Origin of the sequence: Almyronema sp., assembly GCF_052168255.1 — a bacterium.
Classification (GTDB): domain Bacteria; phylum Cyanobacteriota; class Cyanobacteriia; order Phormidesmidales; family Phormidesmidaceae; genus Sphaerothrix; species Sphaerothrix epifaneia.
In genome coordinates, this window is the sequence record NZ_JBQLZL010000043.1 from 13,797 (window position 1) to 38,442 (window position 24,646).

General features: G+C 51.6%; 24 protein-coding genes and 1 tRNA gene. 12 read left to right on the top strand and 13 right to left on the bottom strand.

Annotated elements, in window-relative coordinates; all coding sequences use genetic code 11:
- Positions 1-167: 167 nt before the first annotated feature.
- Positions 168-998, top strand: coding sequence for a precorrin-4 C(11)-methyltransferase (cobM, locus tag ACTS3T_RS10555; protein ID WP_377967019.1), 831 nt, complete (start codon positions 168-170; stop codon positions 996-998).
- Between the two features lie 156 nt (positions 999-1,154).
- Positions 1,155-1,358: a hypothetical protein gene (locus ACTS3T_RS10560; protein ID WP_377967021.1), complete on the top strand. Its 204-nt coding sequence runs from the start codon at positions 1,155-1,157 to the stop codon at positions 1,356-1,358.
- Positions 1,359-1,469: 111 nt separating this feature from the next.
- Here ACTS3T_RS10560 and ACTS3T_RS10565 read toward each other — a convergent pair whose 3' ends face one another.
- Positions 1,470-1,757 (bottom strand): DUF6679 family protein, encoded by a 288-nt coding sequence (locus ACTS3T_RS10565; protein ID WP_377967023.1) that lies wholly within the window; start codon positions 1,755-1,757, stop codon positions 1,470-1,472.
- A gap of 427 nt (positions 1,758-2,184) precedes the next feature.
- Between ACTS3T_RS10565 and ACTS3T_RS10570 the strand changes: the two genes are divergently transcribed.
- Positions 2,185-3,228 (top strand): YihY/virulence factor BrkB family protein, encoded by a 1,044-nt coding sequence (locus ACTS3T_RS10570; RefSeq protein ID WP_377967025.1) that lies wholly within the window; start codon positions 2,185-2,187, stop codon positions 3,226-3,228.
- Between the two features lie 8 nt (positions 3,229-3,236).
- Here the strand turns inward: ACTS3T_RS10570 and ACTS3T_RS10575 are convergent, their stop codons facing one another.
- The gene (locus ACTS3T_RS10575; RefSeq protein WP_377967027.1) at positions 3,237-3,416 is read right to left on the bottom strand and encodes a hypothetical protein; all 180 of its coding nucleotides are present in this window, start codon (positions 3,414-3,416) and stop codon (positions 3,237-3,239) included.
- A 105-nt stretch (positions 3,417-3,521) separates the two neighbouring features.
- On the bottom strand, positions 3,522-3,713 hold the full coding sequence (locus ACTS3T_RS10580; protein WP_377967029.1) for a hypothetical protein: 192 nt from the start codon (positions 3,711-3,713) through the stop codon (positions 3,522-3,524).
- Between the two features lie 232 nt (positions 3,714-3,945).
- Here ACTS3T_RS10580 and ACTS3T_RS10585 point away from each other — a divergent pair, with 232 nt between their 5' ends.
- Positions 3,946-4,503, top strand: coding sequence for an SRPBCC family protein (locus ACTS3T_RS10585; protein WP_377967031.1), 558 nt, complete (start codon positions 3,946-3,948; stop codon positions 4,501-4,503).
- Positions 4,503-4,862, top strand: a complete 360-nt coding sequence (locus ACTS3T_RS10590) for a hypothetical protein (protein ID WP_377967033.1) — start codon at positions 4,503-4,505, stop codon at positions 4,860-4,862. The genes ACTS3T_RS10585 and ACTS3T_RS10590 overlap by 1 nt, the downstream gene beginning before the upstream one ends.
- On the opposite strand, the gene ACTS3T_RS10595 is transcribed toward ACTS3T_RS10590, so the two are convergent.
- Positions 4,859-5,050, bottom strand: coding sequence for a hypothetical protein (locus ACTS3T_RS10595; RefSeq protein WP_377967035.1), 192 nt, complete (start codon positions 5,048-5,050; stop codon positions 4,859-4,861). The genes ACTS3T_RS10590 and ACTS3T_RS10595 overlap by 4 nt on opposite strands.
- Positions 5,051-5,183: 133 nt before the next feature.
- On the opposite strand from ACTS3T_RS10595, the gene ACTS3T_RS10600 reads away from it, so the two are divergent.
- The gene (locus ACTS3T_RS10600) at positions 5,184-5,846 is read left to right on the top strand and encodes a class I SAM-dependent methyltransferase (RefSeq protein WP_377967037.1); all 663 of its coding nucleotides are present in this window, start codon (positions 5,184-5,186) and stop codon (positions 5,844-5,846) included.
- Positions 5,847-5,959: 113 nt separating this feature from the next.
- Entirely contained in the window at positions 5,960-6,175 is a 216-nt protein-coding gene (locus ACTS3T_RS10605; RefSeq protein WP_377967039.1) for a hypothetical protein, read from the top strand.
- A gap of 65 nt (positions 6,176-6,240) precedes the next feature.
- Here ACTS3T_RS10605 and ACTS3T_RS10610 read toward each other — a convergent pair whose 3' ends face one another.
- Entirely contained in the window at positions 6,241-7,269 is a 1,029-nt protein-coding gene (locus tag ACTS3T_RS10610) for a class I SAM-dependent methyltransferase (protein ID WP_377967041.1), read from the bottom strand.
- A 128-nt stretch (positions 7,270-7,397) separates the two neighbouring features.
- Here ACTS3T_RS10610 and ACTS3T_RS10615 point away from each other — a divergent pair, with 128 nt between their 5' ends.
- Entirely contained in the window at positions 7,398-9,995 is a 2,598-nt protein-coding gene (locus ACTS3T_RS10615) for a M1 family aminopeptidase (RefSeq protein ID WP_377967192.1), read from the top strand.
- 66 nt (positions 9,996-10,061) lie between these two features.
- On the opposite strand, the gene ACTS3T_RS10620 is transcribed toward ACTS3T_RS10615, so the two are convergent.
- Positions 10,062-10,811, bottom strand: a complete 750-nt coding sequence (locus ACTS3T_RS10620; protein WP_377967043.1) for a DUF561 domain-containing protein — start codon at positions 10,809-10,811, stop codon at positions 10,062-10,064.
- A gap of 70 nt (positions 10,812-10,881) precedes the next feature.
- The gene (gene moaC, locus ACTS3T_RS10625; RefSeq protein WP_377967045.1) at positions 10,882-11,388 is read right to left on the bottom strand and encodes a cyclic pyranopterin monophosphate synthase MoaC; all 507 of its coding nucleotides are present in this window, start codon (positions 11,386-11,388) and stop codon (positions 10,882-10,884) included.
- A 51-nt stretch (positions 11,389-11,439) separates the two neighbouring features.
- Between moaC and ACTS3T_RS10630 the strand changes: the two genes are divergently transcribed.
- Positions 11,440-11,513, top strand: a tRNA-Arg gene (locus ACTS3T_RS10630).
- Between the two features lie 2 nt (positions 11,514-11,515).
- On the opposite strand, the gene ACTS3T_RS10635 is transcribed toward ACTS3T_RS10630, so the two are convergent.
- Entirely contained in the window at positions 11,516-12,808 is a 1,293-nt protein-coding gene (locus ACTS3T_RS10635; protein ID WP_377967047.1) for an MFS transporter, read from the bottom strand.
- Positions 12,809-12,878: 70 nt separating this feature from the next.
- Between ACTS3T_RS10635 and ACTS3T_RS10640 the strand changes: the two genes are divergently transcribed.
- Positions 12,879-13,352: a DUF1643 domain-containing protein gene (locus ACTS3T_RS10640; RefSeq protein ID WP_462934936.1), complete on the top strand. Its 474-nt coding sequence runs from the start codon at positions 12,879-12,881 to the stop codon at positions 13,350-13,352.
- A 136-nt stretch (positions 13,353-13,488) separates the two neighbouring features.
- Here the strand turns inward: ACTS3T_RS10640 and ACTS3T_RS10645 are convergent, their stop codons facing one another.
- Both ACTS3T_RS10645 and gltB read right to left on the bottom strand, forming a co-directional pair.
- Positions 13,489-14,973 carry a glutamate synthase subunit beta gene (locus ACTS3T_RS10645; RefSeq protein WP_377967051.1) on the bottom strand — a complete coding sequence of 495 codons (1,485 nt, stop codon included), beginning with the start codon at positions 14,971-14,973 and terminating at the stop codon, positions 13,489-13,491.
- A 151-nt stretch (positions 14,974-15,124) separates the two neighbouring features.
- Positions 15,125-19,798: a glutamate synthase large subunit gene (gene gltB, locus ACTS3T_RS10650; RefSeq protein WP_377967053.1), complete on the bottom strand. Its 4,674-nt coding sequence runs from the start codon at positions 19,796-19,798 to the stop codon at positions 15,125-15,127.
- Between the two features lie 716 nt (positions 19,799-20,514).
- Between gltB and ACTS3T_RS10655 the strand changes: the two genes are divergently transcribed.
- Positions 20,515-20,727: a hypothetical protein gene (locus ACTS3T_RS10655; RefSeq protein WP_377967055.1), complete on the top strand. Its 213-nt coding sequence runs from the start codon at positions 20,515-20,517 to the stop codon at positions 20,725-20,727.
- Between the two features lie 129 nt (positions 20,728-20,856).
- Here ACTS3T_RS10655 and ACTS3T_RS10660 read toward each other — a convergent pair whose 3' ends face one another.
- Positions 20,857-21,387: a hypothetical protein gene (locus ACTS3T_RS10660; protein WP_377967057.1), complete on the bottom strand. Its 531-nt coding sequence runs from the start codon at positions 21,385-21,387 to the stop codon at positions 20,857-20,859.
- A 676-nt stretch (positions 21,388-22,063) separates the two neighbouring features.
- Between ACTS3T_RS10660 and ACTS3T_RS10665 the strand changes: the two genes are divergently transcribed.
- Positions 22,064-22,957: a metal-dependent phosphohydrolase gene (locus ACTS3T_RS10665; protein WP_377967059.1), complete on the top strand. Its 894-nt coding sequence runs from the start codon at positions 22,064-22,066 to the stop codon at positions 22,955-22,957.
- A gap of 122 nt (positions 22,958-23,079) precedes the next feature.
- Here ACTS3T_RS10665 and ACTS3T_RS10670 read toward each other — a convergent pair whose 3' ends face one another.
- Together ACTS3T_RS10670 and ACTS3T_RS10675 are read right to left on the bottom strand one after the other, a co-directional pair.
- The gene (locus ACTS3T_RS10670) at positions 23,080-23,691 is read right to left on the bottom strand and encodes a hypothetical protein (protein WP_377967061.1); all 612 of its coding nucleotides are present in this window, start codon (positions 23,689-23,691) and stop codon (positions 23,080-23,082) included.
- Between the two features lie 151 nt (positions 23,692-23,842).
- Complete coding sequence (locus tag ACTS3T_RS10675; protein ID WP_377967063.1) at positions 23,843-24,598, bottom strand: tetratricopeptide repeat protein; 756 nt, start codon at positions 24,596-24,598, stop codon at positions 23,843-23,845.
- Positions 24,599-24,646: the final 48 nt, after the last annotated feature.

The window sequence follows — 24,646 nt, forward strand, 5'->3', positions numbered from 1 at the left end:
AGCCCCAAGCGTTGCCCCCCTGCAATAGCTGAAAGCCGCCAACAAAAAACATTCCTTCTGCCTTCTGCCCTTAGCTTTTACCTTTCGCTGCCTTTAGCTATCAGTCTGCAAATGCATTCAGTTAGACTAGAAGCCCCCAACTGCGCAGTTTTTATTGTTTAGCCTCTATGTCTACCGCTGATCTTCCTGCCGATACTCCTAAGCCAGCCGCGATCGCCGCTACATCGGCGCTACGTCCGGCTGTCTACATTGTCGGGTCTGGCCCCGGCGATCCGGAGTTGCTCACAATAAAAGCCCAACGGCTGCTCCAGCAAGCAGATGTGATTCTTTATGCCAATTCTCTTGTTCCCAAGCAACTGCTAGCGATGACTCGCCCTGAGGCTGAACGCATTGGCACTGCCAGCCTGACACTAGAGGCGATTTTGCCGCTGATGATTGCGCAAGTACAGGCTCAAAAATCCGTAGTTCGTCTGCACTCAGGCGATCCCTGTCTTTACAGCGCTATGCATGAACAAATCCAAGCGCTAGCCGCTGCTGCCATTCCCTTTGAAGTTGTACCTGGCATCAGTGCTTTTCAAGCAGCGGCTGCCAAGCTCAATTTGGAGCTGACTGTTCCTGGTTTGGTGCAATCTATCATCCTGACTCGCATTAGTGGACGTACCCAAGTGCCTGAGGCTGAAGAGTTAGCCACCCTCGCAGCCCACCAAGCCAGCCTCTGTCTTTACCTAAGTGCCCGTCATGTAGAGGCTGCCCAGGCCAAGCTAATGCTGCACTATCCGGCTGAAACTCCAGTTGCCATTTGTTTTCGGGTTGGTTGGCCAGACGAAAAAATCCGCCTGGTGCCTTTAGCTGAAATGGCTACCGTCACTCTGGCTGAAAATTTAGTTCGGACGACACTTTATATTGTTAGCCCAGCGTTGATGGCCACTCAGCAGCGATCGCGCCTCTACAATCCAGAGCATGACCACTTATTTCGTCCAGTTAGCTCACGCCCATAATTTTTTAGCAATTGGCGTGAAATCGCCTCTATCTGCCTGCAAACTTGCCCTCTAGCGCAGGACAGATGCCGCCGCCCCATGGAATTGCAATACTTCGATTAACGCAAGTCGTTGTCTACATCTCAATATCGCTGGATTTAACAACTGGAGAATCGTATGAAAAGATTACTGCTGCTACTACCGCTATTTCTGGGACTGATGGTAACTACCGTTGCTTGTGGCAACACCACTACCCCTGAAGACCCCACGCTGGATGAGTCGGTTGATGAGGCACCCATGGAAGACGGTGCCGTTGATGAAACCCCGATGGAAGAGGGAGAAATGGAAGGAGAAGAGACGGAAGGCGAAACGACCGAATAAGATCGCTTCACTTTGCGCTCAAGTCACGTCTCAGGCAAGCATTAGCTCCTTAGACAGCCCACTCAGACTTTGAGTGGGCTGTTCTGATTTGAAGCAGTCCACAGGCACTCACTACTGCCGATCTTGCTCTAGCAGTTGTGAGAGCTGGTCTTTAAGCTGAGAAACTTGCTTGCCGTCTTTTGGCATGGCCAACAGCTTAACCTCAACCTCCGCCACGTTTTCTAAACGGGTGGTTTTCTCCCAAAGCCGCTTTTCGTCGTTGGACTCGTGTTCGTAGCGAAAAGTGACCACTTCAGCGCTGACGTCCAAAATGTGGACATCCTTAAACCAACCCCCACTGCTTTTGAGAAACAACCATACGTTGGGTTGACCCACTAAATCTTTCAGCTTCTGTTCCATAGGTACAATCACTGTCTGGAATGCTTGATAGGCTACTGCTAAATACAGATTGGAAAAATCCTAGCACTTTCAAGTAAAGGTACCCAAATTTCATTCTCAAGATAGATGACTTTTTTCTGTTTTGATAAAACTCAATATCTTTGGCAGCAGGTAACAGTTTGGGGATTGCCTGTTTTCGTACCGATGTAGTTTTTGCACTCAGTAGGGTGAAGCTACTTAAGAATTTACCCGGTCAAGTCTATCGACAGTTGTGCCAGTTGAAAAAGCTCGACGCTTGAGTTTATCAACGCTTAATCACTGATTGAAAATTGATTAGAGGGTGTCCAAGAATCCGTATTTTCTCAGATCAGTTCTACTATTTAGATCAACTAGCGTTAGGGAGTCTGCTTCTGTAACGCTATCTCTCGCCACTCGGTGACAGGAACTGATGCACGAGCGAACCACCCTGCTAAACGCGACGATTCGCAATACCTTCCAAGCAACCTTTCACCTGGGGTGTCTCCCGGCTATGTCTCTGCGTCGTTTAAGGCGATCGCTTTCAATTCGCGCTTTCTGGCGGTTTCTGTGCCACATTAATTTCGCCACCATTCGAGAGGTGATTGTTTGCACCTTCGAGCAGCGCTTACCTGGGTTGGCGGCTGAAATGGCTTACTATTCAATGCTGGGGCTATTTCCTTCAATTCTGGCGGTGCTGACGGCTATCGGTTTGATCGGCACCTTGCGAGAAACTTTCGATCGGCTGGCCTGGCAGTTGAGCGAAATTGCCCCCCAAGAAGCCTTGACCCTGATTCAAAACTTTGCTGGCGAAATTAGCAACAGCCAAAACCGCAGCTTATTTTCTATTAGCTTTTTAGTGGCTTTGTGGGCGTCTTCCGGTGCCATTAGCGCTGCTATGCGGGCGCTCGATCAAATTCACCAAATTCCCAGTCGGCGAATGCGGCCTTTTTGGAAAGCCAAGCTGGTTTCTTTGGGATTGACGGCAGGGACAATTCTGCTAATTATTTTGGCTTCTAGCTTATTCCTGATTAGCGAAATCATCATCTTTAAACTGGCTTTTCAAAGTGGAGCCACGATTGAATACTGGATCTTAAGAATTTGGCGCTGGCTCAGTTTACCAACGGCTTTGGGCATTCTCTCCGTTACCATTGCCTTTATTTACCGCTTCGGGCCTAGTCGCTGGTCACCTGGTAAACCGCTGATTCCTGGCGCTGTGCTAGCCGCTTTAGCCTGGGCTGGGCTATCTTCTGCGTTCCGCCTTTACGTGTCTCACTTTGGTAATTACAACAAGGTTTATGGCGCTGTCGGGGCCGTGATTGTGCTGATGCTTTGGCTGTATCTCAGTTCTTTGGTGCTGCTAATTGGCGATCAGTTAAATGTTTCAGTGGGCAAAGCGATGGGCATAGAGCCTTTAAGCGAACGGCAAAATGGCAAACGCCTTGCGCCTGCTGCTTACGAATCACCGCAGCAGTAGCTTCACTGCTAGCGTATCCGCCGCAGTAGCAAAAAAATACCACTGGCGAAGCATAAAAGGATTAAAAGCCACAGCACCATTCCTGGCAAAAAGGCCAACAGCGTCAGGCCACGCAGTATCCACACTAGCAACGTAGCTGCCAAAACGCCTAGAAAGAGTTGGGTATCTAGCTGTAAGCGAGACATCATAGGAACTTTTGTCTATTTTTAAGGTCGCAGAGGGGTAGATAACGTTCTAAGCTGCCTTCGGGTGACTACCCAATTTTGCGGGGGGTGTGTAGCTAACTCAGCTATTTAAGGGCTGCTGCGCAGTCCTCCCAAAATACCAGTGCCTACCGCAATGAGAACCAATGCCCAAATCACATAGCCTGGAATTTGACTAATCACACCAAAGCCGCGCAGCAGCAGAATGATAGCTGCTAAAACCAAAATAACGCCCAGGGTGGTTAAGAAGATTCTAATCGCTAAATTTGAAGAAGAATTCATAGGTCGCCAGAAATACTGATCTTGTTAAAGCGTAGGGCGTTTTTATTTTGGCATTGATCTCAAAGTTCATTGAAAATTTAACGACAAATCACGCTAGCCTGATGGTTTTAGCCATGAGACTAGAGATAATACGGCATAGGTTCTCCATCAAGCTGTATTGGGTCATCAGTAAATTTGCTGGCTGATATCGCTAACGTAAAGCTGGAGAAGGTGTTAGGAGGAATTGTTGGGTATGGTCAATACTGCTAAAGTCTTTGCGCACAACTCGCCTGGTCGTCCGGTATTGCAAACAGCGGAGCAGGCTCTCGTCGCTGGGGAGGTATTGACTCAGACCAAGCCTTATCGCTTGGGCGGCGGTTCTGTCGTCGCCCAGATGTATCTGCCGTTGTCTCAAGACCAAGTCTGGGATCAATTAACGGATTATCCGCGCTGGGTTGAGTACTTTCCGGATATTGTTGAAAGTCAGCTTTTGGAGACTGCTGGCTTAACGGCGGGAAAGCGCTTGTATCAGGTGGGGCGCAAGCATTTTTTGATGCTGACGGCAGAAGTGGAAATTTACCTCAAGGTGTTTGAAACGCGATCGCAGCAGCTTTTATTTCGCCTAGAGAAAGGAACCTTTTCAGACTTTGCCGCTGACCTGACGCTACAGGCTTTTTGTCAAGGTACGCTGTTGACCTATGCCGTGCAGGCCGCTGCGCTGATTCCAGTGCCCAGCTTTTTGATTGAGCAGGCGATGAAACACGATTTACCTGGCAATATGAAGACAATGCGCCAAGTGATGTGTAGTTGATGCGGAAAAAACTATGGGGTGGCTTCGTGGTGGGCCTTGGCTATATGCTGTCACCCCTGTCGTGGTGGAACGATTTGTTCTTTAACCTACCGATTGCTTATGGGTTTGGCTATGGTCTGAGCTGGCTACAGGCAGACTGGTTTTTGCCAGGAACCGTAGCTGGCTATTGGTTGTCTAATCTGTTAGGCTTTTTGCTGATGCAGTGGGGAGCCGGAGACTTGTTTTTTAGCGATCGCCCGCGCAACTTTACCCAAGAGCTATGGCTCAGCCTGGGCACGTCAACTCTTTATACTGCCATCATTGTGGGGTTGTTTTATTTCAACCTGATGCAGTTGCCCGAATTTCTGGCTTTTAATTAGCGCGATCGCTCGACAAAAGTACGTCCTGCCGTCATTGCTGCCAGACTGGTGTGATAAACGGCTCCGTCGCTCAACAAATCTAGTTCAGGATTAATGACCCAGCACTGATACCCTAGATTTTGCACATGGCTAACGCCAATAATCCAATCGGTAAAGGCTGAGATTTGTACCAGCGTAGCCGTTTCCATAGCTATGCCCTCCGGCGGATTTGAACGGTTCCGTTTACAGGTATGAATCAACAAGATGCCTTAAGCCTAGCAATCTCCCACTTAGATCAGTTCCTTCTTTAGCCCAGATAGCGGCTCTGTCGTTTGAAAGATTATGTCAAGTCAAACTCTGAATCTCTCAGAGACGCTTTATCGCTATTTGCTCGACCATTCTCTGCGAGAGCCTCCACTCATGGCTCAGCTCCGGCAAGAAACTCAGCAGCATCCGCTGGGGCAAATGCAGATTTCGCCAGAACAGGGGCAGTTGATGGCGCTGTTGGTGCAGCTAATAGGAGCCAAAAAAACCTTAGAAGTCGGCGTGTTTACTGGCTACAGTACCTTAGCCGTCGCCCTGGCCTTACCGACTGATGGCAAAATCATCGCCTGTGATGTCAGTGAAGCCTACACAGCGATCGCCCGTCGCTACTGGCAGCAAGCCAACGTGGCGGATAAAATTGAGCTGCGATTGGCTCCAGCGCTAGACACCTTAGATCAGCTTCTGGCAACGGGGCAAGCCAATACCTTTGACTTTGCCTTTATTGATGCTGACAAAAGCAACTACGACAACTATTACGAGCGATCGCTTCAGCTAGTGCGACCGGGGGGACTCATTGCCATCGACAATGTGTTGTGGTCAGGTCGCGTAGCCGCCCCCAACCCCGACAACCGAACGCGCAGCATTCATGCCCTCAACCAAAAGCTCCATCACGACGAGCGCATCAGCCTCAGCCTGTTGCCTTTAGGAGATGGGTTGACGCTGGCTTTAAAGCGAAAATAAGCAGGTGGCCGATGCGCAAACTTACTGCGATCGACGGCTCCAAACCAACCTCTAACAACGCCAAGGCATCGCTCCTGGCTGTTTTGTAAACCTCACTGACTGCTTTAGCGTCCATGCCGCTTTCTAAAACCGAAACCAAGCAACTGATAGAGCGTCTAATCTTTGACGAAACAGCAGCGCCTGAATGGGTACAAGACGTGTGGGATCTCAATCCGCTCATGGGCGAAAAGGCGGCAAAACTCCTAGACGTGTTTGAGCTATTGGTAGACTATGCTTCTGCCGATCAGCTAGATAGCCTGTTGCAAGCCCTGTACCGAGAACAGGTTTAGCGTTGCTAAAGCAGCATTTGCCCGCTGGAAATTTGGTGTGATGGCGATCGCTGCTGGGGCTATCTCTAAGCAACTTGAGCCATCAAGGTGCGGTGACGCGGGCTATTTTGTACCTGCATTGGCGGTTGAAAGCCCGCCGCTTGCATCGCTTGAGAAATTTCTAGCCCAAAATATTGATCTAAATAAGGCTCAGTGCTTTTCAGCAGCGTCAGCACGAAAGGCGGCATTTTAGCAAACACCTCAGAGTGAGGGTTCATATCCATAATCGCCAGATGTCCACCGGGGCGCAGCAATCGTCGAGCTTCTTGAATAATGGCGATCGCGGCGCTTTGGGGCAGTTCGTGAAACATCAAACACGTAGAAACTAAGTCAAAGGAGGCGCTAGGGAGGCTGGTCGATTCAGCAGGGGCATGGAGCCAGGTGATGGGGTGGGGCAGGGTGGGGGGGAGAGGGGCAGTCTTTGCCCCACTGCCTGTCTCCGGCTCTCCGCGTCCTGTTTGTTCCAGCCGTTGGCGATCGCGGTATTGGGCAACCGCCAAAAAATAAGGAGATAGATCGATTCCGGTAAGCTGAGCCTGGGGAAAGGTGGCTTGCAGGGCAAAGGTGCTCATGCCGACACCGCAGCCAAGGTCAACAACGTCTTGAGGAACGGCTGGCAAATGCTGGGTAAGAACAGTGTGGTAGCTTTGGCGCAACCAGGCGTCGCCCTGGGCACCGCCTTCTGGCCAGATGCGGGCGTGCACGGCACGAGCAGCCACTTCCACCTCCATTGCCGGAGTCCAGCCGAGGTTGCCTTCTGCGTAGGCATGAAAGCTGGTGACGTAGTAATCGGGATAGACCAGGTCAGGGTTTTGCATGGCAGCCAGGTCAGTTTCCCAGGCGGTAGCCAGCTCGGCTGGGGGATTTTCTGCCAGAGAAGCAACGTCAGCGCGGCGGCGTAGCGCTTTGACCTCATCTCGCCAAAACACCCCGATGGATTCGGCTCGGTCGATCATCATTTTGCGGGCTTTGGCTTTGGCAAAGCTAGCAAGGGGCTGAATTGCCAGTAGCCCGTTAATTAAACGAGCGGTAAGGTGCGGAGCAACGGCTGTCATGTCTAAATTTGGAGATATTAAACGCAGTAAGCCTATTATTCCAGACCTTCATTCAATACAGAGACGCTACCCTGGTTATTAAGGTGCTATCAGCGTTTTTGGCCTTAATTCAAGAATCAGGTTTGTCGATGGAAAACTTCTACCTAGATACAGAAAAGCCTCAATACAAGTCATTTGAGCTGCCCGGTGCTAGACCGCACTACAGTCCTGATAAGCCTGGGCAGGTGGAACATATTTTCTTGGATCTAGTGATAGATATTCCCAATCAGGCTTATGCGGGTACCTGCAAGATTCGGCTAAACCCAGTGCGTGATGATGTTAAGCACCTGACTTTGGATGCCGTCAATCTGCAAATCGATGCGGTCAAGGTAGGCAGCACGAAACAGCCTTTTGACTACGACGGCGAGCAGCTACGCATCACCCTCAAAGACTCGCCTAAAATGGGCAAAGCGATCACCTTAGCGATCGCCTATCGCTGCCAACAGCCTCAGCGTGGCCTTTATTTTATTGGCCCCACTGCCGACTACCCCGACAAACCTGTCCAGGTTTGGACGCAGGGTGAAGATGAAGATTCTCGCTTTTGGTTTCCCTGTTTTGACTACCCTGGTCAACTTTCCACCTCAGAAATGCGGGTACGGGTACCCCAGCCTTACATTGCCGTTTCCAATGGTGAACTGATTGCCACCGAAGAAGACGGTGACAGCAAAATCTATCACTGGCTGCAAAAGCAAGTGCATCCCACCTATTTGATGACGCTAGCGGTGGGTGATTTTGACGTGATTCAAGACCAGTGGCGCGACGTTCCGGTGACTTACTACGTCGAGAAAGGTCGCAAAGACGATGGCCAGCGGACGATGGGCAAAACGCCCCAGATGATTGAGTTTTTTAGTCAAGTCTTTGGCTATGACTACGCCTATCCTAAGTATGCTCAGGTTTGCGTCGCTGACTTTATCTTTGGCGGCATGGAAAACACCTCCACCACGCTGCTCACCGATCGCTGCTTGCTAGACGAGCGGGCGGCTTTGGACAATCGCAACGCCGAAAGCCTGGTGGCACACGAGCTAGCTCACCAATGGTTTGGTGACCTGCTGGTGATTAACCATTGGTCACACGCCTGGGTGAAAGAGGGCATGGCCACTTACTCCGAGGTGCTGTGGACGGATCACCAGTACGGTGCTGAAGAAGCGGCCTATTATCGCTTGGGCGAAATGCGCAATTACCTCAGCGAAGACAAAACCCGCTACCGTCGCCCAATGGTGACCCATATCTACCGAGAAGCAATTGAACTGTACGATCGCCATATCTATGAAAAAGGCGCTTGCGTCTACCACATGCTGCGCACCGAGCTAGGGGATGCCCTGTTTCAAAAAGCGATTCATACCTTTGTGCAAGACAATGCCCACCGCACGGTAGAAACCATCGATTTGATTCGAGCGATCGAAAAGGCCACAGGTCGCAATCTACGCTTTATCTTTGATCAGTATGTCTTTCGCGGCGGCCATCCTGACTACACCGTGAATTACAGTTGGGACGGTGACAGCCATCTGGCAAAAATTGGCGTTACCCAAACCCAGGCTAAAGAAGGCGATACCAGCAGCAGCAGCGGCTTGTTTGACTTAAAGCTGCCGATCGCCTTTGGCTATGTGCAAGACGGTAAAGTAGAGCTAAAAACCTTTAAGGTTCGTCTGCACGAACGGACGCAAACGTTTTATTTCCCGCTGGAAGCCAAACCCCAGTTTGTTAGCTTTGATGCTGGTAACCATTGTCTCAAAACAGTGACGCTGGATTATCCAATCGCGGAACTCAAAGCCCAGCTACAGTTTGACCCTGACCCCCTCTCGCGGATAATGGCGGCTGAGGCGATCGCCAAAAAAGGCGGTTTAGAAGCCGTCAATGCCCTAACAGCGGCAATGCAGGCCGAAGCCTTTTGGGGAGTGCGGGCAGAAATTGCTGAAAATCTGGCCAAAATCAATTTAGACCAAGCCTTTGCGGGTTTGCAAAGGGGGCTTGAAGATCCTCACCCTAAAGTGCGGCGGGCGGCGGTAGAAACCCTGGGTGGCATCAAAACCCAAGACAGCTATAAAACGCTTAAAGCTTTAGTTGAGGCAGGCGATGCCAGCTACTATGTCGAAGCGGCGGCGGCGAAAGCGCTGGGCAGCGTTGGCGCATCTAGCCTCAGCGGCAAACCCAAAGAGAAGAAAGTCGTCAAGCTGCTCGAAACGGTTTTAAAAGAACGTACAGGCTGGAACGAAGTTGTGAGATCAGGGGCGATCGCAGGTCTTAGCCAGCTCAAAACTTCTGAAGATGCGCTTGAAATTGTGCTGAAGTACACCGAAGCCGGGGTGCCTCAAGCGCTGCGGCTCGGTGCGATTCGGGCTTTGGGCAGTCTCTCAATCGGGCAGAGCAAACCCAATCTCGACAAAATCTTAGAGCGGCTAGAAGCCCTAGCGCGGGAAGATTTCTTTTTGACGCAGGTGGCTGTAGTGGGGGCTTTAGGGCAAATGGAAACGGCGAACGCAGTCGGGGTTTTGCAAATGTTGGCAGAACAAACGCCTGATGGCCGAGTGCGACGACGAGCCGAAGAAGCGATCGCAAAGGTGCGAAAAGCGATCGACGCTAACCAAGCCGTTCAGACCTTGCAGCAAGAAGTCGATGAGCTGAAAAAAGACAACCAAGCGCTCAAAAGCCGCTTAGAAGCTTTAGAAGCCAAAACTAAATCTGCCTAGCCGCCCGCTAGAGGTTTGGCCGACCAAACCTCTAACAAAAAGCTTAGGCCAGCGAGCAAACGCTTTTTACACCCGCACCTGAGCGCGACGGACGCTGGCGATCACTTCTACCAAACTGCGGACAACGGCCACCATTGCCACGACATTATCCAGCTTGTTAACGGCTGAACCAACGCCAATACCGGAGGCTCCCGCAGCGATCGCCATAGGCGCTGTCACATCTGACAGACCAGAGGCGCACAGCACAGGCACCGCTACCGCTTGAGAAATGGCGTGAGCGGCGGCTAAAGTGGGGGCTGCTTTTTCTATTAGACCCAGCGTTCCGGCATGGGTTGGCTGGCTGCTGGTGCCGCCTTCGGTTTGAATGATGTCTGCGCCAGCTTCGACCAGTTGCTCAGCTAAAGCAACCTGCTCATCGAGCGGCAAAACATGAGGCACGGTCACCGACAGCGGCATGGCGGGTAGCAAGTCTCGCGTTTGGCGAGTCAACGCTAAAACTTCAGCAGCCTCAAAGCGGCGACCTTCGGCATAGAAAGCATCAAAATTACCAATCTCGACGAGGTCAGCACCCGCGGCTACTGGCGCTAAAAACTTTTCGGGTTCAACAGCAGACACGCAGATCGGCAGCGCTGTCAGCTGACGGGCAAGGCGAACCAACTCCGCATCAGCGGCAATATCGACAAAGGTAGCTCCACCTTGATCGGCGGCTTGAACTACTCGTGCTACTTGTACCTGGTCAAAATTGGTCAAACCGCTAATGATTTTGAGGGCACGGCCTTCTGATAGCGATCGCTGAAGATGGGGATGAATGGTCATGATTGTCTCAGTCTTTGAGTATCTGATTTATTCTGCCACTCTAGCGGAAGGTTGGAAAACAGATGTTGCATTAGCTAACAGCTTGATAGTCAGCCGATTTCCCGCCCGTTTTACGCAGCAGCCGAATATTTTCAATCTGCATAGACTTTTCCAGTGCTTTAGCCATGTCGTAGAGGGTTAGCGCCGCTATCGAAACTGCTGTTAGCGCCTCCATTTCTACTCCGGTTTCGGCCTTGGTTTTAACTTCGGCTTGAATCTGGTAGCCCGGTAGAGCCGGATCGGGGGTGATCTGCACCTCTACTTTTTGAATCGGCAGGGGATGGCACAGGGGAATCAGGTTCGCCGTTTGCTTAGCGGCCATAATTCCTGCTAAACGGGCGGTGCCGATGACATCGCCTTTAGGGGCATTGCCCGACTCGATCGCTGCTAAAGTAGCCGTTTGCATGCGTAAACTGGCGACCGCGATCGCCCGTCGCACCGTCGCTGCTTTCGCAGAAACATCAACCATGTGGGCTTGCCCTTGAGCGTCTAAATGGCTCAGGCCGGGGGATAGCGCAGAATCAGAGATTTTTTCCATAAACGCAATTGTTTTGTGGTTTTTAGTATGTTAGGATTAAAAGCCTGACAAGGGCGTGTAGCTCAGTGGACTAGAGCACGTGGCTACGGACCACGGTGTCGGGGGTTCGAATCCCTCCTCGCCCGTTTTAATCGAATCGCGGATCAACAGCGTAAACATCGCGACCTTGACTGAGGGCAAACCGCAGCGAGTGGCGCATGTCTTTGCTAGAAGACGTCACAAAAATCACAAAGCCCAAAGCGGTCATCAACGCCGAGAGGCCAAACACCCCGCGATAGCCGATAGTATCGGCCAGGGTACCGAGAACTGGCCCAGCCAAGGCAATGCCCAAATCAAAGCCCACCATACACAGCCCAAAAATGCGGCCTCGTTCAGTAGCGGCTGAGCGATCGGCCATCAGGGCTGCAATCATAGGAATTAACATGCCAGCGGCGGTGCCTTGAACCAGCCCCCCCAAAAGAAAAATAGGGGCGCTACTGGCCGACCACAAGATGATCATGGCTAGGCTGTAGAGCAGTAAGCTCAAGCTAATAAAGCGACCTCGCCCATAGCGGTCTGAAGCTCGACCAGAAAGCAGCCGAATACCAAAACTGGCGATCGCCGACGCCGTATAAATAAAGCCAACAAAGCTCAGTTCTAAGCCGACTTCGCGCACATAGAGCGGTGTAAACGTGCTAATTGTGCCAAAAGCCAGCCCCACCAAAAACAAGATAATCGCCGGAATGCGAATACGTGGCGTCAGCAACAACTGCCAGAACAGTTGAGGCGGCTGTTTTTTGAGCGCTGCTAGATCAGGTTCATAGGTTTCGCGGATAAAGCCAGACAGCAGTAACCCCAAAACGCCCAAGCTACCCATCACCGCAAACGCGACGGTAAACCCGACCCAGTCTAGCAGGTAGCTGCCCAAGGCTGGGCCTAAAGCCAGACCCAGCGGATTGACCAAACTCATATAGCCAATTAGCTCACCCCGATGGGCGGGCGGCGCAATATCGACAATCAAAGCACTATAAGCCGTAACATAGGCAGCAATGCTAATGCCGTGAAACGCTCGAAACAAGCCCATCAGCGCCAAACGTCCGTCTAGCTGAACGGTGCCCAAAGTCCAGGTAAAAGGGGCTAGACGATCCACAAGCAGGTAGCAGAAGGGGGCACCTGCGATCGCAAATAAGCCTACCAACAATACCAGCTTGCGCCCTTGTTCATCGGCTAAGCGTGAAAGAGTGGGTCTAGCCACTAGCAGCCCAATAGCAAACGAAGCCATCACAAAGCCGATTTCCTGCCCGGTTGCGCCCAGGGTTTCAATATAAAGCGGCAGCACAGGTAGCAACCCGGCTAAGCCCGCCCAAAAACATAGACCAGAGCCAAACAAAAAGCCTAAATTAGATCGCAGCGCCGGACTGAAGGTAGAAAAAAGCTTCAAAACAGTTTCCTCAATGCCACGGGTAGATAATCGTCGATACTAAATGTTAACAATTGTTAAGAATAACGCCATGCACCAGGAGGCCGTTATCGATCAAAGCGGTCTTTATCGCTACTCGCTGGGTCGCATCTGGTTGCCTGAGCAGCCGCGGTTGGCGTTTATCATGCTCAATCCCAGTCGTGCCGACCATCAGTGCAACGATCCGACGATTCGCCGCTGTCTCAGCCTAGCGCAGGGGTGGGGCTATGGTGCTTTAGAAGTGGTGAACTTGTTTGCTTTTCGCACCGCCCAACCTCGGCTGCTGAAACAAGCGATCGCGCCTATTGGCTCTGAAAATGATGACTACATTCGAGCAGCCGTCGCCCGAGCTGAAAAAACGGTGCTGGCTTGGGGAAATTGGGGAAGTTGGCAGGGACGCGATCGCGCGGTTTTAGACCTGCTGGCGACGGCAGAAAAAAAGCTCTATTGCCTGGGGTTGAATCAAACAGGGCAGCCAAGACATCCCCTGTACGTAGCTAGCCAGGTTGAGCTAAAAAAATGGTGAAGCGCATTGTGGATAGCCCGACAGTTTGCCCCTAAAGTTGAGCCACTCGAAGGGCTGCAAGCGTAGTCACGCTGCTAACAAAAACCACCTGGAACAGACATTCCAGGCGGCTTTAGGCGAATGTAAAACAGTCGGCTTAGGGAAGTTCTGTATGACCCATCAGGTAGCGATCGCATTCGCGTGCTGCGCCGCGACCTTCGTTAAACGCCCAAACGACAAGGCTTTGCCCCCGACGACAATCGCCCGCCGCAAACACACCGGGCAGGCTGGTTGTGTATTGGCCTTCTTCGGCTTTGACATTGCTGCGAACATCGCGCTCTAAGCCCAAAGCTTCTAACAACGGCTGCTCTGGCCCCAAAAAGCCAATTGCTAGCAGCACAAGCTGGGCGGGCAATACCTTTTCAGTCCCTGGAATTGGCTGAGGCGAAAACCGACCGTTCTCATCACGCTGCCATTCGATCTCTACCGTATGGACGGCTTTGATCTGACCCTGTTCGTCGCCTTCAAACCGGGTGGTGGTGGTGGTGTAGACACGAGGGTCGTCGCCAAACATGGCAGCGGCTTCTTCTTGGCCGTAGTCCATCCGATAAACTTTGGGCCATTCTGGCCAGGGGTTGCTAGTGGCGCGGCTTTCAGGGGGTTTGGGCATAATTTCGAGCTGAGTAACGCTCTTACAGCCGTGGCGAATTGAAGTGCCGACGCAGTCTGTGCCCGTGTCGCCGCCGCCAATGATGACCACATCTTTGCTAGCGGCTGAAATGTAGTCAGAGGTGGGGCTGCCTGCCAGGACACTTTTAGTATTTTCCGTGAGAAAGTCCATCGCGAAATGGATGCCCTGGAGGTCGCGGCTTTCAACATTGAGGTCGCGGGGACGAGTAGCGCCCGTACACAGAACCACGGCGTCGTAGTCGTTAAGCAAGGTTTCGGCTGCTAAATCTTTACCCACTTCGGTATTGCAGACAAAGGTGACCCCTTCGGCTTCTAGCACCTCTAAGCGGCGTAGCACCACCGCTTTTTTGTCTAGCTTCATGTTGGGAATGCCGTACATCAGCAGTCCACCGGGGCGATCAGCGCGTTCGTAAACGGTGACCCAGTGTCCAGCCGAATTGAGCTGAGCGGCGGCGGCCAGTCCGGCAGGGCCAGAGCCAATAACGGCAACTTTTTTGCCTGTGCGTTTTTCCGGTGGGTTGGGTGTGATCCAGCCTTCCTGCCAGCCTTTTTCGGCGATCGAATATTCAATATTTTTGATCGTCACCGGGGGGCTGGTAATGCCTAAGACACAAGACCCTTCACAAGGAGCCGGACAAACCCGTCCGGTAAATTCTGGAAAGTTGTTGGTTTTGTGCAGGCGATCGAGGGCTTCTTTCCACAAGCCCCGGTAGATGAGATCATTCCATTCAGGGATGAGGTTGTTAATAGGGCAGCCGCTGGCCATGCCGCTGATTACCGTCCCTGTATGGCAAAAGGGCGTGCCGCAGTCCATGCAGCGAGCACCTTGAGTTTGCAGCCGTTCTGGGGACATTTCTAAGTGAAACTCGTCCCAGTTGCGAATGCGATCGAGGGGGGAGACTTCGTCAGCCACCTCGCGCAGGTATTCCATGAAGCCAGTGGGTTTTCCCATGTTGATAAACCGTTTGTGTAGACGTATAGGTTGTCGTCGCCGAGCAGGGGCAAGCTACGACCGTTGGGGCAGGTTTTAGTTCTTGGTGGGGTCTGGCGATAAAATTTCGCGCAAAACTTTCCCTACCCCTATGGCCAAAGCGATCTAGCGATTAGCTGCCGCCGATGCGGGCGATGTCGCGGGCGTTTTCTTCGAAGGCGGCGGAGAGAGCATCGTCACCGCTGAGTCCATCCGCGATCGCCTTTTCAATGTGCTGCAAGACCCGCTTGTAGTCGCGCGGCATTACTTTGACAAATTGCGGTACCTTCGCTTCCCAGTCTGCTAAAACTTGAGTGGCTCGCTGGCTACCCGTGTAGTCGGCATGTTTTTGGATCATTTCCCGCAGATCTCGAATTTCTTCTGGCTCTTCTAGCGGTTCTAGATCGACCATTTCGGTATTGCAGCGACTAGCAAAGTCGCCTGCTTCGTCGAGAACATAGGCGATACCGCCGCTCATGCCTGCTGCAAAGTTGCGTCCGGTACGCCCCAGCACCACGACTTTGCCACCCGTCATGTATTCACAGCCATGATCGCCAATGGCTTCAACTACCGCTTTGACCCCAGAGTTACGCACACAAAACCGCTCACCTGCCATGCCGTAGAGATAAGCCTCTCCGCCTGTAGCGCCGTAAAAAGCTACGTTGCCGGCGATGATGTTCTCTTCAGGCACAAACGTGGACGCTTTAGACGGGTAGAGAATAATTTTGCCGCCGCTGAGTCCTTTGCCCACATAGTCGTTGGCATCGCCTTCGAGCTCGAGGGTAACGCCTTTAGGCACAAAGGCACCAAAGCTTTGTCCGGCACTGCCCTGGAAGTGCAGATGTACCGTATCTTCTGGCAGCCCTTCCCAATGGTGTTTGGTGATTTCGTTGCCTAAGATGGTGCCGACAACGCGGTTAATGTTGCGAATCGGCAGCTTGGCTTTGACCTTTTCGCCACGGGCGATCGCTGGTTCGCACAAATCCAGCAGCGTCGTCATATCTAGCGATTTGTCTAGGCCATGATCTTGCGGAATCTGGCAGTAGCGACCGACGGTTGGGTCTACCTGCGGCTGATAGAGAATCTTAGACAAATCAATCCCTTTCGCTTTCCAGTGAGCGATCGCTTTTTTCGGCTCTAGCACATCGGTGCGACCCACCATTTCATTAATGGTACGGAAGCCTAGCTGCGCCATCAGTTCGCGCACTTCTTGCGCCAAAAACTTCATAAAGTTGACGGTATAGTCTGGATCGCCCATAAAATGCTTGCGCAGTTCTGGATCTTGGGTGGCGACCCCCACTGGGCAAGTATTTTTGTGGCAAACCCGCATCATAATGCAGCCCAGCGTTACCAATGGCGCTGTGGAAAAGCCGTATTCCTCCGCCCCTAGCAGCGTTGCCATGACCACGTCGCGTCCAGTCTTCATTTGCCCGTCGGTTTCCACCGCAATGCGGCTACGCAAATTGTTCATGACCAGGGTTTGATGGGTTTCGGCCAGTCCTAGTTCCCAGGGCAAGCCCGCATGTTTGATAGAAGTCTGCGGCGAAGCACCCGTACCCCCATCAAAGCCAGAAATCAGCACGACATCAGCGTGGGCTTTAGCAACGCCTGCCGCAATGGTGCCGACGCCCACTTCGGAAACCAGCTTGACGCTGATACGAGCTTTGCGGTTGGCATTTTTGAGGTCATGGATTAGCTCAGCTAGGTCTTCAATAGAATAGATATCGTGGTGAGGCGGGGGCGAAATCAGCCCTACACCAGGGGTAGAGTGGCGAACTTTAGCAATCCACGGATAAACTTTGCGGCCAGGAAGCTGCCCACCTTCACCCGGTTTTGCCCCTTGCGCCATTTTGATTTGAATTTCGCGTGCTTGAGACAGGTAGAGACTGGTGACGCCAAAGCGACCAGACGCAACTTGCTTAATGGCGCTATTTTTTGAGTCTCCGCGCTCGTTTGTCCAGGTATAGCGTTCTGGATCTTCGCCGCCTTCACCCGTGTTAGATCTGCCGCCAATGCGATTCATGGCGATCGCCAGTGACTCATGCGCTTCTTTAGAAATCGAGCCATAGCTCATCGCCCCGGTTTTGAAGCGAGCCATAATTGCTTCTATTGGCTCAACTTCTTCGAGCGAAATCGACTCACGCGCTTTGAACTCCAACAAATCTCGCAGGCGGAAGAACTGCTTGCCGTGTTCGTTAATCCGGGCAGAATAGGTTTTGTACAGCTCGTAGCTGCCTTCCTGAACGGCCTTTTGCAACAGGTGAATCGTTTGCGGGTCGAACAGGTGAGCTTCCCCTTCTTTGCGCCACTGATATTCCCCACCCACTTCTAAGACAGGGTTTTGCAGCGGTCGATCTGGAAAGGCGTGCTGATGGCGCAAAATTGCTTCTTGAGTGATGACATCGAGATCGGCACCGCCCAGCCGAGAAGCCGTCCAGGCAAAATATTGATCGACAAAGCTTTGATCCAAGCCCAAAGCTTCAAAAATCTGGGCACCGCGATAGCTCTGAATGGTAGAAATACCAATTTTGGAGCCAATTTTGATCACCCCTTTTGTCACCGCCTTGGTGTAGTTTTTGCAGGCCGTCTGAAAATCTACACCGGGTAGCGAGCCGTCTTCAATCATGGCTGCTAGCGTTTCAAACGCCAGATAAGGATTGATCGCACCACAGCCATAGCCCAGCAACACCGCAAAGTGATGCACTTCTCGCGGTTCGCCAGACTCTAAAATAAGACCTACTTGGGTACGGGTGCCCTCTCGAATCAGATGGTGATGTAGCCCTGAAACGGCTAGCAGCGCTGGGATGGCGGCTTGATGGGGGCCAACCTGGCGATCCGAGAGAATCACTAAGTTTGTACCTGCCGCGATCGCCTGATCGACCGTTGCAAACAGGTTTTCTAGCGTAGCGGCTAAGCCAGCCGCCCCTGAGGCGGGATCAAACACAATCGGCAGCGTCATTGACTGGAAGCCGTTTTGCTTGACTTGCTTGAGTTTGGCCAGTTCAGCGTTGCTGATAATTGGGGTTTTGAGCTTAATTAGGTGGCAGCTTTCGGGTTCTGGCTGCAGTAAATTCCGCTCACTGCCAATGGTGGTTTCAGCCGAGGTAATAATTGCTTCGCGAATCGAGTCAATCGGCGGATTGGTCACCTGGGCAAAGAGCTGATGAAAATAGTCATACAGCAGCTTAGGCCGATTTGACAGTACCGAAAGTGGCGTATCGGTACCCATTGCACCCACTGCTTCCACGCCGTTTTGAGCCATTGGCGCTAGCAGCATCCGTAGCTCTTCGAAGGTATAGCCAAAGGCCATCTGGCGCTGTCGCAGCGAAGAGGAAGCTGCGGGTGGCGGCGAACTGGCTTGGGGAGCATGGCCGTTTGTCTGAACAGCCTCAGCGCTGGCGGCTAGAGGTGAATGGCCATTTGTCTCTACGGGGATAGGCGTGGGGGCAGGCAAATTGCTGAGATCGACGAGATGCTGGTCTAACCATTCTCGGTAGGGATTGGCGGTGGCAATTTGCTGCTTGATTTCTTCATCAGCGACAATTCTGCCCTCTTCCATGTTGACCAAAAACATTCGCCCCGGCTCTAGGCGACCTTTGCGGGCAACGCGTTCTGGCTCAATCGGCAGTACCCCCGCTTCAGAAGCCATAATGACTAAATCGTCTTTGGTAACGTAGTAGCGCGAAGGTCGCAGGCCGTTGCGATCGAGAACAGCCCCCATCATGGTGCCGTCGGTAAAGGCGATCGAGGCGGGGCCATCCCACGGCTCCATTAAGCAGGCGTGATACTCGTAAAAAGCTTTTTTCTCAGGACTCATTGACTCGTGAGCCGACCACGGCTCAGGAATCATCATCATCACGGCATGGGGTAGCGATCGCCCTGCTAGCGTCATTAGCTCTAGGGTATTGTCAAAAATGCCAGAGTCGCTGCCATCAATGTTGATCAGCGGTTGAGCCTGTTTCAGGTCGTCACCAAAGAGCGCCGACTCAAACATGGACTGCCGCGCATACATCCAGTTGATGTTGCCGCGTAGCGTATTGATTTCGCCGTTGTGGGCGATGTAGCGGTAGGGGTGTGCCCGCTCCCAACTGGGGAAGGTGTTGGTGCTAAAGCGAGAATGGACTAAGCCTAAAGCGCTTTCGAGATCAGGGTCACTGAGGTCAAGAAAATACTTGCCGACTTGCTCTGGCATTAACATGCCTTTGTAGACCAGTGTGCGGCAGGACAAACTGGTCGTATACCAAAAAGAATCAACCTCGGCGTGAATTTTTTGGTGAGCCAGCTTGCGAATGATATACAGCTTGCGCTCAAAGGCTAGATCATCGGTAATATCAGGCGATCGCTGGACGAAAACCTGCTGCATAAAAGGCTCAGAAGATTTGGCCGTTTCACCCAGCGATGTATGGTCGGTCGGGACATCGCGCCAGCCTAAAACGGGCTGCCCCATTTTGGCGGCAATTTGCTCAAAAATCTGGCGACCTTGCTGACGAACCGCTAGCTCAGGTGCCGCAAACATTAGCCCCACGCCATATTGACCAGCCTCAGGCAGATCAATGTCGGCATGAGCCGCTACTTTTTTTAGAAACTTGTGGGGCACCTGTAGCAAGATACCAGCCCCGTCGCCCGTGTTAGGCTCAGCTCCGACTGCGCCTCGGTGATCCAGGTTGAGAAGAATGGTCAGAGCCTGCTGCACGATGGCATGAGAGGGCTTGCCCTTCATGTGGACGATGAACCCAACACCACAGGCGTCATGCTCAAACCGAGGATCGTAGAGTCCCTGCTTTACAGGCGGAGTATGGCTATTCATTAAAGTCATTGGCCTAACTACGTTAAATAAGTCGTGTCAACTAGAAAATGGGTCGCCGACTTCTAGTGGATCGCATTGTCTAACCTTTTTTTGAAATTGGCACATGTCTTAAGGAAATTGTCAGATCTGCTTTCCTAAAACCTGAACATTTCTTTCAAAAGCTAGCGTTTTTTACAGTCTTCTTGACTAATTTGAAAAATCTATTCCAAACGCGGCGATCGCCACTCAAAAGTGACCAGAGAACACTGCAAAAATAACTATCCAAAACCTGAAGGCTTGAAGATGTAAGCTTTGATACCATTTCTCTAAAGGCAATCGGGCTATTCGCGATCGCAGCCAGTTAATCAAAATTAAGCGAGTCAAAGCTAACAAAAACTCCAGCCATTTGGACTGCGATCGCGGCTGTTAGCCTGAGCAAAAGCGTCATGATTTGCTAACAAAATCAAGCGCTAGCGTCAGCCCAATAGCTGTTAAAAAATGTGAAGAATTAGCACAATACATACAGCAGCCTAAAGCTTTGTGAGTAGGCCAACCGCAGGGCGATCGCCTTAGACGAAAATCAAAAAATCAACTTGATGGACAGGCTAGCCACGGCAACTTTGTCTGCTAGGTCACCTGAGTTCTCTTCTTGCCTGTGCTGTCTGCCTTGTAGAGCCAGGTCGTGGGGGCTAAAGAGAGCTAAGCCCATTCTGCAACCACCTCAAAAGGAGGTCACTATGGCCATTCTTTCTCCACAGACGGTTTATGAAAATTTAAAACAGTTAGACATCGTCGATACCGTCAAAAGTGCTTTGTACCGTCAGCAGGCGCAGGAAATCTTAGCTGACCCTAGCATTAGCCTCAACTGGCGACAGGCGATCGCAGAGCGACTTAACCAAGCAAATCATCAGCTAACACTGCTGACGGTTACAGGCGAAGACAGCTACTAAGAAGGATTAGACGGGCGGAGGCGTTGGCCGCCGATGAACGCTAACAACTCGCACCCGACAAAGCATAAAGGGGTTACTGGTGATAGGCGGTAGCCCCTTTTTAGTGGCTTTGCCTAGCGGCGCTAGGGGCTAAGCGTCTGCTGGCGCTGGCAATGCTACCAATACTAAATAATCCCAGCGATGAGACAGTTCGGCAGTGTCTAAGAAAGTGGCTAGGTGCTGCCAGAGATCCGCACTGGCAAGGCTAATGCTCTTAATTTCGCTGGCAATTGAAACCTGGTGACCCTGTTGAATCAGGGCTTGAGAAAGCTGCTGCGGTAGAGGATGTTGATGGAGCTGGCTCTGATAGCAAATCAAAACTTTTTGCGATGTTGATGCCGTCGCCAGCGATCGCACGATGGCGCTTTTAAGCTGCTTTTTGGTGACCCGTTCCCCTAAGACAGCAGAAAGCTTGTGCCAAAGTTTGTAGCCAACTGACTTTTCCACGTAGGCAGGATTGGCAGGATAAATTTCGCTATAGGTTTTGCCATTCCAGGATCCGATAAACACCTGTTTTTCCAAGTCATTAAGGCGCTTGTTTGTGTGTTCAAAGATTCGCTGGTCGATCAGCTTAAAAGCAACTTCAGCCCCCATGGGCTGAGACTCAGAAAAATTTTGCATCGGCACTTACGGTCAGCACTGTACTGACCCCATACTTTTTTTACCTGAAAAAACGATGCCCCTAAAAAGATAGCCTGAGCCTCAAAGCAGGCAGATGACAGCTTTGAGACGCAATATTTATGTCACTCAAATTTCGATGGGAACAGACAATAAGCCACTAAGGCTTCCGTATTTATACTAATCAACCTGCTTCCATAGAACCTGATCTAGATCACAGGCCGATATGATTTAGCCCATACACTAGCTGCCTTAGCCGTCACATACGCCAAATTACTGAGCTTTTATAATGAGCGCTGAGCCAATTGGCTGTTGTAAATTTTGCTTGCCTATGTGAGCAAAAGTGCTGAAAAAGTGAGGTTGAGCGGCTAAGGCGATCTTCTTTCTCTGGAAGAAAATTGATCAATTTTCCTGTTTTATGCTTAATTTTATTTGACTTAATCGCTAAAAAGTAAGCTAAAAATCTTTTGGTTTGCAGTCAGACCTGTGCTTTAAAAAGGTTTGATTGACGCATCTTTTTGGCGATTAAATTTGAAAAAATCACTTCACAAAAAATATGAGTTTTTATGGTTCTCTTTTGCCAGAATTTTTCGTACCGTGAATTCACGCGCTGGTTATTGATGGACTTCGGTTGACTAAAGCAGATGAATCTGTGTCTTTTAATCACAAGGAATCATATATGTTTGATCCAACACAGCTCAATATTGATGCTTTGGTTTTGCATTTAAAGCTTAATTACCAGCGCAACTATGGCAACCAAAATCAAGCCGCGATCGCTTTGATTAGTCGTATTGCTCGACAAGTTTTGAGTATTTTGTCTGAAAGTAACGCCCCGTACCACACCGTTGAGCATACGCTGTTGGTTACCTGGGTAGGACAAGCCATTTTACAGGGTAAACAGCTACGCGATCGCAATGTGACAGCGCAAGATTGGCTAAACTTTACGGTGGCGCTGCTTTGCCATGATATTGGCTATGTGCAAGGGGTGTGTCCCGGCGATCGCAGTGCCGCCCGTCGCTATGTTATCAATGCTGCTGGCACCACGGTTCCCCTCCAACCGGGCTGTACTGATGCCAGCCTGACGCCGTACCACGTCGATCGCAGTCAGCTTTTTGTCTCTGCCCATCTGGGTAACGCTGGGTTAATTGAGCCAGCCGCCGTTAACGCCATGATCGAACTCACGCGCTTTCCTGTCCCTGCAGGCGATCGCTACACCGAAACTTTGAGCTATGGTGGTCTTTGCCGCGCCGCTGATTTACTCGGCCAGCTCAGCGATCGGCGCTATCTACAAAAGCTACCAGCACTCTTTCAAGAGTTTGCTGAAATCGGTATGGATCGGCAACTGGGCTATCAACATGCTGACGAACTTCGAGCCAGCTATCCGCGATTTTTTTGGGATATCGTTTACCCCTATATTTGTGATAGCGAACCCTACCTGGCAATGACCAAAGCGGGACGGCAGGTGATCGCCAGCCTCTACGCCAATTTGTATATCGTTCAGCGCGAACAACAACAGCAGGAAATCCGCGTGAGCAGAGCCTTGGCTCTCTCTGGCGCGACCACCTGGTCTTGAGGGGGGGTGGCTAAAGGCAGAAGGGGAAGGGCTGAGGGTAGAAGGAAAGCTTTTCTCTCGGCGGCTTGTAGCCGTTGCAGGGCGGCAATGCTAGTGGCTACCGCTATAGCCGCTGGCGGGCGTCAGGTTGGCGATTCTGCCTGTAAGCGTGTCTGCAAGTCAATCAGCTTTTGCCTGATTAACTGATGGGGATAGGCGGTTTCGGGGTGAGGGGGTTGACCGGGTTGCTGAAAACGCGGTATTTCGTCGTAAAGCGTGCCCCACTGAACGTTAACCTGGCGGGCAAATTCGTTGAAAACGTAGGGATTGTCGAGAATAGAGGCCAGAATTTTTTCCAGAGCCACTAGCGGCGTATCTAAGTGCTGGCTGATGTGAACGTCTGTTTTAATCCAGGTTTGTAGCACCCGGTGGAGCGCTCCTGGCTGATCGCACAGGTGCTGGTCAATAAACAGGTTGAGCCTAGCGATCGCCCGTAGCGGTCTGGGAACCAAACATTCCCCTTTAAGAAAGTCTCCCCCTTCTCTACCGATGGCTTCGGCGAGCGAAAAGGGGCGATTGGCCAAAATTTCTTGTTGCAAAGCCAAGTCTGGCGGCGGCCCAGCGGCAGGAGTTACGGCCATTTGGCGATCGCCTGCTTCGGCCACTTCTGCAGCCGATGGCTGGCTAAAGCGACTTCTCAGCTTAGCGAAACACTGCAAAAACTGCTGGTAGGCAACTGTCGGCAAATAGAACACGCTAAAACTCTAGCAACATCTGTATGGGCGCGAACACAACGGTAGCGACGCTATTGTTTGAACCTGCTCTCAGCATAGTGGCCTTTAGCTACACCACTGCGTTTGCCCCGCCATCATCGGGTACATAGACTACACTGCTTCTGGTAGATCCCTAACGATACGCTAAAACCTCAGCGCTTAAGTCTACTTGTGTGGGGTTAAACCCGGCTTGAATCAGGTGATCAAGAAAACTGCGATCGCGGTAGCGGCCATCAAGCGCGATCGCTTGTTGATAGGCTTGCTGAGCGGCGTCGGGGGCTTGGTTGCTCCAGTGAGCGATCGCCAGAGCTACCCAAGGATGAGGATTATAGGGTTCTAACTCAGTTGCTTTGCGGGCATTTTCAATGGCGGCGTCAGCGTTTTGTAGGCGTTGATAGGCAAGGCTGAGATTGTAATATGCAATTTCGTTGTCGGGTTTGAGTTCGGCGGCGCGGCTGTGAGTGCTAACGGCAGCTTGTAAGTCGCCGCTAACCAGGTAGACAATACCCAGGGCATTGAGGGCGGGAACGTTTTCCGGTTCTTGTTGCAATGCCTGCTGGAGCGTTTGGGCGGCGGCGGTTTCTTGTCCGGCTAAGTGTTCTGTCCAGCCCAGCACCACATAGCCATTGGCGTTGTAAGGATCTAGGGCGACTGAGGTTTTCAGCGCCGCGATCGCCCGTTCAAAATTGTCGCGATCGCGGTACTCTAGCCCTCGCTGCCGATAAAAATCGGCAGTCGCTTCATCAACTAAAAAAGGGGGATAAGCCAGCGGCGCTTGAGTCAGCGTACTGGCAATCTGGGAGCGCAACAACAAAGCCATTTCTGACTGACAACTCCCACCCAGCCAAGCAAACCCTAGCACCCCCAGCACTATTCCAGGCTTTTTCACAACCTTCTAACCCGCATAAACGCTATTGAACTGGTTTTGGAAGCTGAA